Origin of the sequence: Streptomyces sp. NBC_00386 (assembly GCF_036063235.1) — a bacterium.
Lineage (GTDB): Bacteria > Actinomycetota > Actinomycetes > Streptomycetales > Streptomycetaceae > Streptomyces.
Map to the genome: position 1 here is coordinate 9888221 of NZ_CP107950.1, position 17432 is coordinate 9905652.

Genomic DNA, 17432 nt, shown 5'->3' on the forward strand with positions numbered 1-17432 from the left:
CAGGCAGGCGGCCATGAGCGACGCGGCAAGCGCGCCGAGCGCCATCATCAGCACACCTACCGGGGGCGGTGCCCTGCACGGCATCGGTGAGAAGTTCACCCCTGACCTGCACACCGGAACGGGAAACTTCACCGTTCCGCTGGCCCTGCCTCCGGGGCGCTGCGGATTCCAGCCCCGGCTCGGCCTCGTGTACAGCACGGGCCAGGGCAACGGCCCGTTCGGCCTGGGGTGGAGCCTCACCGTTCCCGGCGTGAGCCGTCGGACGGGCAAGGGCGTGCCCCGGTACGGGCCGGACGACGTGTTTGTCCTCTCCGGTGCCGAGGACCTGGTTCCGATGTCCGGTGCCCTCCCCGGGCGGGTGACCTACCGACCCCGTACCGAGGGGCTCTTCGCTCAGATCGACCACATCGCTGACGGTGCCGAGGACTACTGGGAGGTCACAGCCAAGGACGGCTCGACGAGCTGGTACGGCACACCTAGACCGAAGCCTGCCCCGCTGGGCTGGTTCGACCCCGCCGTCACCCGGAACCCCCAGGCCGAGGGATGTCCTGTCTACGCGTGGGCGATCACCCGCAGCCGCGACACGTTCGGGAACATGATCGAGTACGGTTACCGCCGGGACCAGCGGGACAGCGGCGACGAGGGGCCGCACGTTTGGGACCAGCCGTTGCTCACCAACGTCGACTACGTCGACCATGGCCCTGCCGACGCGCCGAGGTTCCTGGTCCATGTCCGGTTCGAGTACGAGCCCCGGCAGGACGCCTACTCGCACTACCGGGCGGGCTTCGAGATTCGGACCTCACGACGATGCCGGCGCGTGGTGGTGCAGACCGAGGCGGACACGCTCGCTCCCGTTCGCGAGTACCGGTTCCGATACCGGGCGGATTCCGCGAACGGCTTCTCACTGCTCAGCCGACTGGAGGTCAGCGGCTACGACGACGGCAGTCCCGTGGACGAGCTACCGCCCCTGGAGTTCGACTACACACGGTTCATACCCGCTGAACGCCGGTTCCAGCAGGTCATGGGTGCCGACCTTCCGCCGCTGTCGCCGGCTCGACCGGACACCGAGTTGGTCGACCTCTTCGGCACCGGCCTGCCGGACCTTCTGCAGATGAACGGCACCGTGCGCTACTGGCGGAATCTCGGTGATGGGCGGTTCGACCTGCCCCGGCCGATGCGCGACGCGCCCGCGGGTCTGGCACTGAGCGATCACGGCGTCCAACTCGTCGACGCCGACGGGGACGGACGCGCCGACCTCATGGTCACCGCTGCCGGGCGGGCCGGCTACTACCCCCTTGGGGCGGAAGGAAGTTGGGACCGGGCTTCGTTCCGCCGCTACGAACGGGCGCCGAGCTTCGACCTGAAAGACCGGCAGGTCCGGCTGACGGACCTGGACGGCGACGGTGTCACCGACGCCTTGCGGGCCGCCGGCAGTCTGGAGTGCTTCTTCAACCACCCGGTCAAGGGCTGGTACGACACCCGGTACATCGAACGCTCGGTTCTTGAGGGGTTTCCGGATCTTCCGTTCTCCGACCCACGGGTGAAGCTCGCCGACATGACCGGCGACGGTCTGCAGGACATCGTCCTGGTCCAGGGTGCTGCCGTCCGCTACTGGCCCAACCTCGGACGGGGCAGTTGGGGGCGCCCCGTCACCATGCGCCACGGACTGGGGCTTCCCTTCGGCTACGACCCCGGCCGGGTACTGCTGGGCGACGTGGACGGCGACGGTCTCGCCGACCTGGTCTACGTGGACGCCCGCCAGGTACTGCTCTGGGTCAACCACAGCGGCAACGGCTGGAGCGAGGATCCCGTCGTCATCCCGGGCACGCCGCCGGTCACCACCACCGACGGCGTGCGGCTCGTGGACCTGCTCGGCACCGGTGTGGCGGGCGTCCTGTGGACCGCGGACCCGGCCGGCGCCGGTCGGGTCGGCCTGTGGTTCCTCGACCTCACCGGTGGCACGAAACCCTACCTGCTCGACGTGATGGACAACCACCTTGGTGCGGTGACCGCGGTGCGGTACGCGCCGTCCACCCGGTTCGCGGTCGAAGACCGGCGCACCCCCTCGACTCGATGGCGGACTCCTTTGCCGTTCCCCGTCCAGGTGGTCGAACGCGTCGAGGTGAGGGACGAGTTCTCCCGCTCCAGACGGACTACCGAATACCGGTACCGGCACGGCTACTGGGACGGGGCAGAGCGCGAGTTCCACGGCTTTGGCCTGGTCGAGCAGCGCGACACGGAGACCTTCGAGGACCATGTGCGCGCCGGACCGGGCACGGACCGGGCCACCGACCCAGTACCGCCGCGGTTCTTTTCCCCACCCACCCTGCAGCGGACCTGGTTCCACCTCGGGGCCGTCGGCCCCGCCCGTGGCGACTGGTCCGCGCTCGACCTCACCGGTGAACATTGGCCGAGCGACGGCCAGTTGCTCGACCACGGCGAGGTCGATGCCTTCCTCGCCTCGTTCCCCCAGGACCCAGCCGCCCGCCGCGCCAAACGGGATGCCTTGCGGGCGCTCCGAGGCAGCGTCCTGCGGACGGAGCTCTACAGCCTGGACGGATCGGCGTGGGAGAGCAGGCCCGTCACGGTCACCGAGTACGTCTACGGGCTGAGCCTGGTCCCGCCCGACGCGGGCAGCGCCGGACTGGTCACAAGGCTGCGACGGGGCGACCTGCGCGACGACCTGGCTCGCACCGACGGCGACACGCCGAACGTCTTCTTTCCGCACCGCCTGGCCGAACGCACCACCCGGTGGGAGCGCGGCGATGACCCGATGACCGTGCTCACGTACCTCGACTACCGCGACGGGGGCGCCTTCGACCCCTTCGGACGATCCCGGTTCACGGCCGAGATCGCCTGCCCACGTGGCTGGCGAGCCATCGGAGACCGGCCCACCGAACGCTACCTCGCCACCAGCACCCGCACCGAGTACGCCGCCCCAACCCGGCCAGACATCCACCTGCATGACCGGGTCGCCAGCGCCACGACGTTCGAGCTCACCGGCACCGAGGGTGCGACGGTCACCGAACTCGCCCTCGCCCGCCCGGGTGACCCGCGGCCCGGGCTGCGCCTGAACGGCCAGACGGTGCACCACTTTGACGGCCCTGCCTTCGCGGGCCTGCCGCGCGGTCAGGTGGAGCGCGGCGCGGCGGTCCGGTCCGAGGAACTGGTGCTCACCGAACAGGTGCTGGCCGACGCATACGGCGACCAGGTGCCGCCCTACCTCGTCCCCGACGAGCCACCAGCGTGGACGGACGACCACCCCGCCGAGTTCCGCAGCGGTCTGGCGCCGCTGGCCGGCTACGCCTTCCAGCCCGGAGGCGACGACCCCGACCGCGAGCCGCGCGGCTGGTTCGCCCAGACCGCACGTTGCCGCTTCGACTTCCAGACCGTCCCAATTACCGACGGCCGAGGCCTGCTGCTGGAGGCCCTAGACCCGCTCTGGACTGTCTCCGCACCCGACGGCCACCGGGTCGTGATCGAGTACGACGGCTACGCCCTGCTGCCCGTGCGGGCGACCGACGCCGCTGGACTGACCACGTCCGCCGCGTACGATTACCGCGTCCTCCGGCCGAGCGCCGTGACCGATGCCAACGGTGCCGAGCACAGGTTCACCTACACTCCGCTCGGCCTGCTGGCGACCTCCTCCGTCCGCGGCCGGACAGCGGCCGAGGGCGACCAACTCCAGCCCGGTGTCCGCCTGCGGTACGAGCTCACCGCCTACGACGACAGCCCGCCCGAAGCACGGCAACCGATCCACGTCCGCTCCGAGCGCCGTGTGCACCACGACACCGATACCGACATTCCGGCGGACGAACGCGACGCCACCATCACCACGGTCGAGTACTCCGACGGGTTCGGACGTCTGCTCCAGACGCGCGCCCTGGGCGAGGAGATCCGCTTCGGCGACGCGGTGTTCGGCGGTGGCGCGGCCGTGCTCCCGGCCGACCAGGCCGAGGACGCCCGCGCCGACATCACCGGCCTTCCACCGCCGGCCGGTGATCCGCACGTCGTGGTCAGCGGGTGGCAGACCTACGACAACAAGGGCCGGGTGGTCGAGTCCTACGAGCCGTTCCTCTCCGACGGCTGGGAGTACCTCCGCCCCGGCGAGGCGGAACTCGGCCGCTCCGTCACCACCTTCTACGACCCGCTCGGCAGAGTGGTACGAACCGTCCAACCCGACGGGGCGCAGCACGTGGCCGTCCACGGTGTGCCCGGCACGATCGCCGAGCCCGACCTGACCCACCCGGACAGCTACGAACCCACTCCCTGGGAGACCTACCTCTACGACGCCAACGACAACGCCGGCCGCACCCACCCCGAGACCACCGCCGGCTACCGGCACCACCACGACACACCGTCCAGCATCTGCACGGACGCCCGCGGGCGTCCAGTGGACGAGGTCGTGCGCCACCGCGAGGCCCCCACCGGGCCGACCGACCCCCTCCCCCCGCCGGTTGAGTACCACACGCGCACCATTTACGACTCCCGGGGCAACCCCGTCCAGGTCAGCGACACCCTCCAGCGGCCAGCGTTCCGCTACACCTACGATCTGGCAAACCGGCCACTCAGGGTCATCGCGGCCGATTCCGGCGACCGTGCGGTCGTCCACGACGCCGGTGGGTCTCCGGTCGAACACCGCGACGGCCGTGGTGGGTTTACGCTCCGCTGCTACGACGGCCTGAACCGCCCGATCCGCACCTGGGCACGCGAACGCACCGGAGCGCCGCTCACTCTGGTGGAGCGCACCGAGTACGGCGACGGTGGCACCCCCGACCAATCCACCGCGGACCGCACGGCGGCCCGAGCCGCGTACCGCCTCGGTCGCGTCCACCGACAGTGGGACGGCGCCGGCCGCCTCACCTGCGAGCGGTACGACTTCACCGGGTCGCTCCAGGAGAAGACCCGACAAGTCGTGGAGGACTCCGCCCTTCTCTCCCCACAACGGTTCCGCCCGGACTGGACCGATCCGACCACCGTCCCCCTGGAAAGCGACGGGCAGACGACCGTCGCCCGCTATGACGCACTTGGCCGCCCGTACCGGCTGACCCTCCCCCGGGACGCCGAGGGCCTCCAGCGGACCATGGTGCCGAGCTACAACCGAGCAGGTGCATTGGAGAGCATCGCCCTCGCGCGACCGGGCCCAGCGGGCACATCGCTCACCGAGACCTTCGTCGAGCACATCGCCTACGACGCACAAGGACAGCGCATCCTGACGATCTACGGCAACGGAACCATGACGCGCTGCAGTTACGACCGGGACACGCTGCGCCTGCGCCGCCTGCGCACCGAACACGTCCAACAGATCGGGGACCACCTCTACCGTCCCACCGGCCCCGTCGAGCAGGACTTCGGCTACGACCACGACCTGAGCGGGAACGTCCTGCGCATCCGCGACCGCGCGCCTGGCAGCGGCGTCCGCAACACCCCCCTCGGCCGCGACGCCCTCGACCGGGACTTCGGCTACGACCCGCTCTACCGCCTGCGCACGGCCACCGGGCGCGAATGCGACGTGCCCCCGGTCACCCCCTGGCTCGGCGCACCGCGCTGCACCGACCCGACGCAGACCCGTGCCTACACCGAGACCTACCGCTACGACGAACTCGGCGGCCTCGAAGAGCTGAAACACCTCGCCGCAGGCGCCGGCACCACCCGTACCTACGCCCGTGCACCACTCAGCAACCGCCTCCAGGGAATGACCCTGGGCAACGGCACAGTGATCGACCACCAGTTCGACGAGAACGGCAACCTCACCGGCGAAGGCACCAGCCGCCACTTCGACTGGGACCACGCCGACCGGCTCGCCGAGTACTGCACCCAGGTCGACGCCGCCGAGCCCACCGTCGTCGCCCGCTACCTGTACGACGCAGCCGGCCAACGGGTGAAGAAGATCGTCCGGGAAGGCCCGCAGGTGACCGTCACGGTCTACATCGACGGCTGGTTCGAACAGCGGTGGCTGACGGGCATGGGCGGACGCGTCCATCACGACACCGTCCACGTCGCCGACGGACGCACCCGCATCGCCACCGTCCGCATCGGCCCCGCCTTTCCGCACGACACCACCCCCGCCGTGCAATACCACCTCGGCGACCATCTCAGCAGCAGCCATATCGTCCTCGACGATGCCGGCGCGCCAGTCAGCCGCGAGGAATACACCCCCTACGGCGAGACCTCCTTCGGCAGCCACCCGGAGAAGCGCTACCGGTACAGCGCCAAGGAACAGGACACCGAATCTGGCCTCTACTATTTCGGCTACCGCTACTACGCCCCCTGGATCACCCGCTGGATCACCCCCGACCCGGCCGGGGCCGTGGACGGCCTGAATCTATATCAAGCCATGCAGGGAAACCCCGTCAGCGTCATGGATTCCGATGGAACGCAGACTGGACCGCCGGAAGGATCCGACCGATATCGGTTCAACGTCACCCAGTCCGAGATTTCCTCTGAGGTGAAGGATGGGATTCAGGAGATCAGTGTCGCTGAATACGGAAATGTTGAAGAGGTTTTCCAGCCGCAGGCTTCAGAGCCGCAGGCCCTGAAGCGTGCCGAGGGCATGGGGCGAATCGAGGGCCAAGATGTTATTCACACTGTCAAGGGTATGTGGAACGGAGTTGCTGGTGAATGGCTGGGACTCCCCAGGACGACAGTCGATCCGATGCATGAGGGTGCGGAGCTCATCGGCCGGCATCTGGGACAGAATCTAGCACTTGAAGGAATTGGCGCAGGCGTTGCCAGGGCTGGAGGCAAAGCGTTGGAATACCTTCGCCCTGCGCGCGAGGTCGTCTCGAAACCCACGTCCGCTCGTGATTTCATGCAAATCGCCCGCCGCCGGATCGAAGAATCAAATGCTAGCCACGGCACGTCCGCACAGGACATCTACGCCTCTGCACTCAAACCCAAGTCTTCGGCCAAGGCGGTGAAGGCGATTAAGGGGGCCGAAGGAGAGTTTAGTATCGTTGACTGGAGCGGATATCCAGCGGGGCGGCCGCGTCCGACAGGACCGTTCCGTGTGCTTGGCGACGCAGAATATGAGGCGGCGAAGGAAGCCAAAAAAGTTGCCAATAATGCTCTGCGTAGGAAATTCTTGAAGTTCTTCAAAAGTACCTGGACGGACATCCATGAGGTTCATCCGGTGAAATTCGGTGGAAGTCCGACCGATCTGGCGAACAAGGAGATAATCAGTCCGCCCGAGCACTGGGAGGTTACAGCGTGGTGGAACGCTCTCATGAGATGGGTTACGAGCGGTGGCTGATTGAGCTTCCCTGCACGTCACTGCGGCCATTCCTCCTGAGGAAGGGATATCCCCATGCCAGAGTCGTTCGGCCTCCGGGGCCAGGTGCGTGACGCGAACGGCGAACCGCTGGCGGGTGTCACGGTCGTCGCCGTGGACCGCGAGCTGCCGAGTCTGCGGCCTTTCGATGAACAGGAGTTGGGGCGGGCTGAGACGGACCAGCAGGGCGGGTTTTCGATCGAGTACCGCGGCAAGCAATTCCGGTCGGTCGACGAGGGCGGACCGGATCTGGTCGTGCGGCTGTTCGGGCGGGGAGCACCGGGTTGGACGGTACTGCGGCTGTTGGTAGACGACCACGAGCAGGACCCGGCGCGGCCGACGTTCAACGTGGGGCCCGAGTGCCGGGTCGAGATCATCGCAGAGCCGACGGACGATGCGTGGTCCGAGTACGAGCGAGTGATGGCCGCCATCACCCCCGAGATCGCGGGCGTACCCGTAGCCGAACTCACCTACGACGACTGGACATTCCTGGCCGACGACGTCGGAGAGGACCGGACCACCATCGCGTTCGCCAGTGCTGCGGCCGGACTGGCCCGGCGGACCGGCCTGCCGGCGGAAGCCTTCTACGGCCTCGCACGGTTCTCCATGCCGAACTCCTTCGCGGTCTTCCCGGACATCGATGACGCGGCCGAGCGCCGACAGCTGCTGAAGGAGGTGTTCGCGGCGCTCACCGACAGCGGGGAGGACGAGCTAACCCAGGTGCTGGACGAGGCGGTTCGGGCACGCACGGTGCCCTCATGGCTCGGCGAGCGGACCCGGGCGATCGCTGCCCGTCTGAACCAGCGGGCGATGGCGGAGACGGAACTCACCCTCCGGCTCGTCGACGCGCGCACCCGTACGCCGCTGGCGGGCTGTCCCGCTGAATTGACGGACCCTGCAACGGAGGGGCTGACGGACGACTCGGGCGTGGTCACCTTCCGCTACTGGGCGGTGAGCGATCACCACGATCCCACGGCCCACATCGCTGTCGCGCTTCCCGACGGAAGCCACCCCACGGCCACCGTGGCGGTTCCGGACAGACCGGGCCTCCACCCGCTCGAGGTCCGCTTCGACCTGCCTGATCCCTCGGCGAGTCTCGCCCACGACGACCTGCGCCTTCCCCAGGAACTGGTGGCGCAGCTCGCCGCCCGCGGCATCGGAACGATGGCCGACATCCGCCACGCGGGCGGGCCCGGCGGGATCGAGGGACTGTCCGCCGGGGACGCGGACCTCCGCCGCCTGGCCGCGCTAGCCGACCTCGACCGGCTCTCCCAGGACCCAGTGGTCACCACTGCGGTCCTGGACGGCGGATTCACCTCCGTCCTGAAGATCGCCCGTGCCCGAAAGCAGGACTTCACGGCCCGGATCGCGGCGTCCTACCCGAACCTCGACGAGCGGCTACTGCCCGTCCTGCACGACGCCGCGGTGGCCCAGACCCACTTCCTGGATGGCGTACTGTCCGGAATCGGCTCGGGTGCCGCGAACGGCTACCCCGCAGAGCTCGGGACTCCGTTCGCGGACCCCGTTGCGCTTCCCGGCGCCAGCAGCTGCGGCTGCGCGGAATGCCGTACCGCAGTCGGACCGGCCGCCTACCTCGCCGACCTGCTGGACTACTCGCTGCGCGTCCTGACCACGGACAACGCCCCGGCCACGCTGGACTTCCTGGTCGAGCGGCTGCACCAGCCGCTGGCCGACCTGCCTGCCGAGTGCGGGGCGGTCGGCAAGACCGTCCGCCAGGCGCGGATCTGTGCCGAGGTGCTTCGCAGCGTCCTCGGCGACCGTCCCCTGTCCGATCCGGTGTGCGAGGCGGAGTTGGCGGCGGCCGAGCGCGACTACTGTTCCACCGTCTACAGCCTGCTGCTGACCGCGATCGGCACCTCGTACGACGAGCTGCGCCGTGCCCGGGCCGAGAGCCCGGAGTACCGTCGGGCGCTGGCCGATCGGCTCGGCATCGCCCTCACCGTGCCGCGGCCCGACCCGGTGACCGGTCCCGGCGACGAACTGGACCGGCTGCTGCTCGACCCGGACGCGGCACCCGCCTCGACCGACGCCCTCACGGAGGCCTCCCTGGAGCGGTTGTTCGGGCTCGCGGACACCCGACGGGACCCGCTCTCCGACGGGCCCACCCTGCGGGACGACTCCGGCCAGCTCGTCCGCTGGTCGCTGTCCACCCCGACCTGGGGAGTCTCAACGGACGACGACGGCCTCGTCCACGGTGACCTGGTCCAACTAACGCCCGATGCCTTTCAGCTGATTCTCTACCGGGACCGGGAACACCTGCAGGCCGTCGGCCACGGCGACGCCCCCACGGCGGACGGGTCACTCACGCTGACCTCCGACAACGGCAGCGGGCTCGCGGGGTCCGTACGGCTCGCCTACCTCATGGATGATCGAACCCTCACCATCAGCGGCCTTCCGGCGCTCGCCGCGTGGCGGCTGCGGCGACTGCGCGAGATCTGGGCCGGAACCGACCACCCCTCCGACGCCTACCGCGACGGTCGGAGCGCCGCACCGCTGGCGACCCTCCCGCCCGGCACGGTTTTCCCCGCGGCCCTGGCAGGGCGCATCGAATACAGCGCTGGCGAGCTGTCCTTCGCCGGGCCCATGCGGCCCGAGGATCGTGACGTCCTCCTAGGGCTGTCGGCCGACCCCTCCTACCTCGCCGCGGTGGCGTTCCTCTACCGGCAGTCGCAGCGTCCGCCGGTGATCGACCCAGACCTCCTCGGACCGGAGGACTTCCGCCATCCACGGCCGACAGACCCGGCCTTCGCGCTCTGGACCGCTCGGCGTGCGACGGTGGACGACTGGCTGACCGAGCTCCGCGCGGCCACGGACGCCCAAGGCCTAGGAGCGACCGTCGATGCTGAAACCGGCACCACCCGGGCGGAGTTCGATGCCCTGGCCGCTCGCCTCGCGGCCCCGTCGTCGGCCGCCGATCTACGGGCGGCCGAGGACACGGCGGCGGGCCTCGGCCTCGTCCCGGAGGCGGTCCAGCGGCTGGCGGCCGTCCGGACAGCTCAGGACGGCGACGCACCCGGCGCGGCCGGGGTCGCTGTGCGACGTGAGGCCGAGTCGATCCTGGTCCAGGCCCGGAAGGCCCGACGGTTCACCCAGTGGCGCGCCGACGAACGGGCCGCCGGCGTAGGCCTGGACGGCGAGCGGTTCTGGAAGGCACTGCGCGAACCGGTCGACGGCCTCTGGCCGCCCCCGTCCGACGCGCCGTTGCTCGACCCAGACCGGGTGCGGCCTGCGGACCTCCAGGAGTTGTTCGGCAACCCCGGCGCGCCGGTGCTGGAGACGCGCCGCTCCGCGCTCGCGCAGGCGCGCGCCGAGCTCGCCTCCCTGCTGGCCGCGGAGGGCTTCGACCGCGTGCTGCGGTTCGCACTCGGGAGCCCCGACCCCGGCGATCCGGTAGTGCCCGACCCGGTCGGCGTGCTGACGGACCTGGACAGCGGCGGACCGGCGGCCGCGGTGGCCGCGCAGCAGATCGCCGACACGTTCCACCTGAGCGAAGCGGAATTCCGCCTCATCATGGCTGTCCGGGCGGAAATCGGGGCCGCCGGGGGCCCGCAGCCGAGCGAGGCTGACCGGACCGCTGCCCTCGACGCCCTGGCCGGCGCCCACAAGATCAAACACCTCTACCCGGCCTGGCTGACGGAGGAAGGGGATCACCACCTGGTCGACTGGCAAGTCCTGCGGCCGAGTCTGCCGCCCTGGCGGGCGCCCGCCGGGGCCCGGCAGACCTGGCAGCAACTGCTGCAGACCCGCTGTTGGCGCCCGCTGCTCGATCCCGACGTGATCGGACCACTCGACCTCCGAACGGTCGATCCCGGAAACACGGCGTTCCACCTGTGGGGCCAGCGACGCGGGTGCGTCGACGGCTGGCGCACGGCGCTTCAGACGACCAGAGAGACCGCGCCCGACGCACGTACCGGATGGGAGCGGATCGTGACGAGCCCGGACGGTCTGGACGCCGACCGCTCGGTGATCGCGGAGTTCGGCACGCCCGCCGACCAGGGCGTCCCTGGCCAGGAACGGCTCGACCAACTAGGTCTCGACCGGTCGAGCTTCGAGCTCGTCCGGCGACTGGGCCTCTACGCCTCCAACGGCCAGCGAATCACCTCCGCCGAGTGGCTGGCGTGCTACGCCGTCCTCGCCGAAGCCCGGAAGCGGCGTTCGTTCGCGGCCTGGCGGGACGAGGAGGAGGCGCACGGCCTGCTGCTCGGACCCGAGTTCTTCCGCCACGCGGACGAGCAGACGTCGGGTGCGCCCGAGCCGTCGCCCGAGGACGCCGGGCTCGCCACAACCTGGCGGACAGCGCGCCGGGACTGGCAGGGCGTCCTCGACGGGCGCATCGACCAGCAGCAGAGCACGATTACCGGGCTCGGCCGCGCGGTGGACTCCGTGGAGGAGACCCAACTGCCGCGACTGCGCGATTCCCTGCTGGCGGTCGCTGACCCGGACAGGCTCGCCCCGGCAGAGCGCGCCGACCGTTTCGCCGAACGCTACTTCATCGACACGCGGACCGACGGCTGTGCCGTCACGACTCGCATTGCCCAGGCGGCCGAGACCCTGCAGACGCTGCTCTGGTCCGCGAACGCGGGGCAGCTGCACCAGGAAGTGCCGTGGGGACTGGCCCGACTGGCGGTGGCCGCCTGGGGCGGACGCCGACTGCACCTGTTCGCCCGGTCGATGGACGGCAAGCTCTGGCAACGGGAATTTGACGGACGCTGGCAGCCCTGGCACCACCTGGAAGGCCCTCCGGTTCCGCTGGCACCGGACACCGGCGTGTCCGTGTCGACCAGCGGACCTGGTCGACTCGACGTCGTCGTGCGGGGCGAGGACCTGTGCGTGTGGCGACGCTCCTACGACGGGCACTGGTCCGCCTGGGAGCAGCTCGACGGAGCGATCGCGGGCACACCGGCGGTGCTGGCGACCGGAGTCGACACCACGGCGGTCCTCGCGTTGCGCAACAGCGACGGCGTGCTCCAGATCCGGACGGGGGACGGCTCCTGGACAGCGTGGACGGACGTCGACGGGGAGGGCACGACCTCGCCCAGCGCCGTGAGCGGGCCGGCTGGGCGGATCGACGTGGTGGTCGGTGCGCCGACGCCGGCCATCCGGGTACCAGTTCACCGGTGGTTCGACGGCACGTGGCACGAGCAGCTCCTCAACGGAGCACTGGAATCGGACCGGGAACCCGTGCTCGTCTCGTCGCTTCCCGACCACCTGGAACTGTTCAAGACCCAGGGAGGCGATCTTCACCTCAGGACCTTCGACGGGACCTGGCAACCGTGGACGGACCTCGACGCTGGGGCAGCGAACCCGCCGGGTTTGGACGGTGACCCGGCGGCCGTGGCACCGGCACCCGGTCAGCTGGAGGTCTTCGCCGTCAGCGGTCGGCGCGGCCTGTTGCGGAGGTCGTTCGCCACCCACAGCGGCTGGGGCGAGTGGAGCCCGGTCCCGGGAGGCGAGATCGCTCTCGACGCGCCCGACTTCGACCAGGAGTGGCGCTGGATCGGGACGTACGCGGACTGGAGGGCGGCGAAGTTCGTCTACTACAACGTCGAGGACTACCTGCACCCGATGCTGGTGGCCCGCAAGACGCCCGCCTACCGCAGGCTCCTGGAGCAGGCGCAAGGGGACACCGGTCTGGCCCCCCAACGCGCGTGCCTCCTCGCCGGCCGGTATGCCGACTACTTCGGTGACATCTGCACGCTCAAGGTCCAGGCGACCTGTCAGCTACGGACCCTGGTGAAGCTGTCCGAAGCCTGCGGTCCGCTCTCCATGCAGTACCGCAGCCTGTTCTACCAGTTCGCGGCGGCGGAAAGCGGAAGGCTCTACTGGACCGCCACGGACGCCGAACAACGACCGGGAGAGAGCAACCTGGTCTGGCATCTGGTACCGGACTCCGACCAGACGTCGGCGCCCGGCCAACCGAGCTGGAGCAGCGAGATCCTCGGTGCGGTCTCGTACGGCGCGGCCCCGGCGACGCGCTCCATCGCCCTGTTCTACCGAATCCAGGAGCTCGGGGGACAACAGCGGTTGATGATGTCGCACCTCGACGTTGCGGAGTTCGACCTCGTCGCGTTCGAGCACTCGGCCGAGGGGCTGGACCGGTCCTGGTCGGGGGCTCCGACCGAGATCACCGACCTGCCCGGTCCACTCGCCGACCTGCAGGTGGTGCCGGTGGTCAACGACACACCGAACCCGCTCCCGGCGGTGGTGGTGCGTAGCGTCGGTAACTTCCGGACCTACCTGCGGGAGGTGGACCCGAAGAGCGGAGCGTGGGTGAGCACCGCGGAGGACTGGACCGCCCACATGGTCCAGCCAATCCACGTGCAGTCCAACAACCCGTCCGTGCTGGAGGACGAGGTCCACGGCGTGTACGCCGCCGTGCGCAGCCGGGGGGTGACGTGGCTGGTGTTCCGCAGTCAGGGCCTGCGACGCGCCTGGCCAGTCGGGGGCATGAGCGTCGCACTAGGCGGCGCCGACGGCGCCTTCCTCGGCGCGTTGCCCGCCACGGGCGGCTCCTCGCCCGGCTCGGTGATCTACGTCTTCGGTGAAGAGGACGGCGACCGCGTCTACTGGAGGGTCGGTGACAAGACCGGCGTCCCGGTGCGGACGAGCACGCTCGCCGACCTCGGCCCCATGGCCCGGCACTGCGGTGTCGACTCCGGAACCCGGGTGTTCGTCTACACCTCCGCGCTGCATCCACGCGTCACCTACGGATTCCGCTACACCGAGGAGGAGTACTCGCTGGCCGGTTCGGTGAAGTTCGTCGACCTGCCCATGGTGACCACCCCGCGGGACATCCCCCTGCACATCCCCGACGGCTGGTACACGAGCCGGGCGAGCGCACTGGACCAGATCTTCAAGGCCAACGACGGCGTCCCGCCCTCAGTGCTCACACCGCTCACGGAGGCGTACTACCTCGTACCGCTCTACCTCGCGCTCAAACTCCAGGAAGCCGGCCACTGGGACGAGGCGCTAGCCCTCTTCCGCACCGTCTACGACTACACCGCCCCGGTGGGCGAGCGCACCATCTACCCGGGACTCGATGCATCGGCCGCACTGCCGGCGGTGGCCATCCAGCAGGCAGCGGCCGACTGGCTGCTCGACCCACTGGACCCGCACCGGCTCGCCGCCACCCGCCGTGGCGCGCACCTGCGCTACACGGCCACCGCCGTCGCACATTGCCTCTCCGATTACGGGGATGCCGAGTTCACCCGCGACACGCCGGAATCCCTGGGGAAGGCCCGCCTCCTCTACGCGGCGGCCACCGACTGCCTGAACGTTCCCGAGCTGGGCACCAGCCCGCAGAAGTGTGATGATCCGCTCGGAAGCGTCCTCGTCCAGCCTGGAGCCGCCGTCCCGCCCGAGACCCTCGCCGCCGTCGGGGAGATCACCGACCGCCTCACCCGAGCCGGCATCTTCATCTGGCCGGACGGTAAGCTGATCTTCGAAAGTCTCGCGGGCATCCTCGCAGCCGCCGACAAGCCCTGGGACCGGCGGGTGGCCGACGCCGAGGCGTTCACGGTGGCGCAACTACACAGGGCGCCACCGCAGCTGACGCTGCGCCGTGTGCTCGCGACGAACGCGGATCTGACAGAACGGGCGCACGTCTCCCTACTCACCTCGGCGAGACTCGACTTCGCCGCGCAGGCCGTCGGCTTCGTCATGTGCACGCCTCCGGGCGGCCCAATTTTCCCGGTGCCGACAGGTACGGCAGGTTCGCCCGCGTCGGTGCCGGCGCCGGTCCTGGCACCGCCGCAGTACCTCTTCTGTCTCCCGCCCGCGGTGACGGCCACCTCACTCCGCTCCCATCTCGATCTGAGCCTCTGGAAGCTGCACACCTGCCGCAACATCGCGGGAGCCAAACGCGAAATGGAGCTGTACTCCAGTCCCACCGACGCGGTCAGCGGCCGGCCCGCACTCGGTCCGGGCGGGCAGCTGATGACGGCGACGGGACCGGCCGTCCCGCCCACGCCGTACCGGTACGCGGTACTGATCGAACGGGCCCGGCACCTCGCCCAACTCGCCGGCCAACTCGAGGCGCAGATGCTGGCCGCGTTGGAACAGCGTGATCGGCAAGCCTACGACCTCATGCGGGCCCGGCAGGACCTCGCGGCGGCCGCGGCCAACCAGCAGTTGCAGGCCCTGCGATTGACCGAGGCGCAATCCGGCGTGGGCCTCGCCGAACTCCAACAAGACCGCGCTCGGGTCCAGCGCGACCACTACGCAGCCCTCCTGACGGAGCCGATCAGCAAGACCGAGCAGTCGGCCGTGGACTACCTGCTCAACGCGGCCCGCTACGCCTCGATCTCGCAGGATCTCTACATCTGGTCGGCGGCGATCCAGGGGGTAGCCGTAGGTGTCCCAATCCTCGCCGAGGCGGGTTCGGGTTTCCTCGCCGGTAGCGTCGCGGGCGGCCTGCCGGGTGGTCTGGTGGGCGCGCTGGGAGCGGCGGCCTCCGCCGTCTTCGCCCAGGCGGGCCCGATCGCCCAGCTCCTCGGAACGGTGGCGAACTCATACAGCAGCCGAGCCAGCCAGTACTCGACGCTCTCATCCGTCCAATCCGCGCTCGCCGGCTACGAGCGCCGGGCCCAGGAATGGGACCTGCAGCAACGGCTCGCCGCGGTGGACATGGCGATCGGCGACCGACAGATCACTGTGGCGAACGAGCAGGTTGGCATCGTTCATCAGGAGGGCGCCCTCAGCGCTCTAACCGCCGACCACGCCCGGGCGACCGTCGACTTCCTGGCCAACAAGTTCACCAGCGTCGAGTTGTACGACTGGATGAGTTCCGTTCTGGAGGGCGTCTACCGCACGTTCCTGCGGGAGGCCGCGGCCACGGCGAACCTTGCGGCGACAGAACTCGCCTTCGAGCGGCAGGAGTCGGCCCCCGTGACGATCAGTGCCGACTACACGGCTGGGGGCGGCGCCCCCAGCTCCGGCGACACGTCCGGCTCCGGCCCGGGCAGCGACCGCAAGGGTCTCACCGGGACGGCTCGTCTGCTATCCGACATCGAAGCGCTCGACCAGCACGCCTTCCTCACGCGTCAACGCACGCTCCAGCTGAGTACGACCGTCTCACTCGCCCGGCTCGCTCCGATGGAGTTCCAGCGCTTCCGTGAGACCGGAGTCATGATCTTCGAGACTCCGATGGACCTCTTCGACCGCGACTTCCCGGGCCACTATCTGCGCCTGATCAAGCGCGTGCGGGTGTCCGTGATCGCGCTCGTCCCGCCCACCCAGGGCATCCACGCCACGCTGATGTCGACCGGGATCTCGCGTGTGGTGACCGGCCCGGAGACCTTCCAGTCCGTCACCATCCGCCGCCAACCCGAAGAGGTCGCCCTCACCTCTCCCATGGAAGCCACCGGTCTGTTCGCGCTAGAGCCCCAGCAGTCGGGCGACCTGCTCCTCCCGTTCGAGGGCAACGGCGTCGCCAGCACATGGCAGTTCAGCATGCCCAAGGCCGCGAACGCCTTCGACTACCGGACCGTCGCGGACGTCCTGGTGACCTTCGACTACACCTCCCTCGACAGCTTCGATTACCGGCAGCAGGTGATCCGCGGCCTGTCGCCGAGCGTGCAGGTCCACCGCGGCTTCAGCCTGCGCAACGACTTCCCTGACGCGTGGTATGACCTGCACAACCCCGAACTCCTCGCCACGGAGCAGCAGATGCTCGTCCGGCTGAGGACGGTCCGGGAGGACTACCAGCCCAACCTCGACGAGCTGCGCATCGACCATTTGCTGTTCCACGTCAGCGGTCTCGATCCGACCTCGAGAGACTTCGGGAAGGTGGACCTCACGTTCCAGGAGGCCACCGCCACGGCGGCGGTCGGCGGTGCCGTCTCCGTCACCGACGGCACCGCCAGCACTCGTCAGGGCAACGCCGGTGCGTGGACACCGATCATCGGCAGGAACCCGCTCGGGGTGTGGGAGCTCCGGCTTCCGAACACGACGCCGGTCACCGAGCTCTTCAAAACCGAGCGAATCGAGGACGTACTCCTCGTCGTCAGCTATTCCGGTCGACTTCCCGTGTGGCCCCGAGGCTGACACAGCGGGCCTGCACGCGTTGGTAGCCCAGGCAGCCGCCAAGCAGAATGCCGACGACCGCGACGATGCTGGTCAATAGCTGAGTCATCGCGGTCCG

The 17432-nt window shown here is 69.6% G+C and carries 2 protein-coding genes; both read left to right on the forward strand.

Features of this window, described 5'->3' with window-relative positions; translation table 11 throughout:
- The first annotated feature begins 13 nt into the window (after positions 1-13).
- Positions 14-7252: a SpvB/TcaC N-terminal domain-containing protein gene (locus tag OG780_RS43380; protein ID WP_328457778.1), complete on the forward strand. Its 7239-nt coding sequence runs from the start codon at positions 14-16 to the stop codon at positions 7250-7252.
- A gap of 54 nt (positions 7253-7306) precedes the next feature.
- Complete coding sequence (locus OG780_RS43385; RefSeq protein ID WP_328457780.1) at positions 7307-17335, forward strand: hypothetical protein; 10029 nt, start codon at positions 7307-7309, stop codon at positions 17333-17335.
- Positions 17336-17432: the final 97 nt, after the last annotated feature.

What these genes read in the sequence shown, in the direction of transcription:
- OG780_RS43380 (WP_328457778.1), top strand. Translation starts at nt 14, where the DNA reads ATGAGCGACGCGGCAAGCGCGCCGAGCGCCATCATCAGCACACCTACC.
- OG780_RS43385 (WP_328457780.1), top strand. Translation starts at nt 7,307, where the DNA reads ATGCCAGAGTCGTTCGGCCTCCGGGGCCAGGTGCGTGACGCGAACGGC.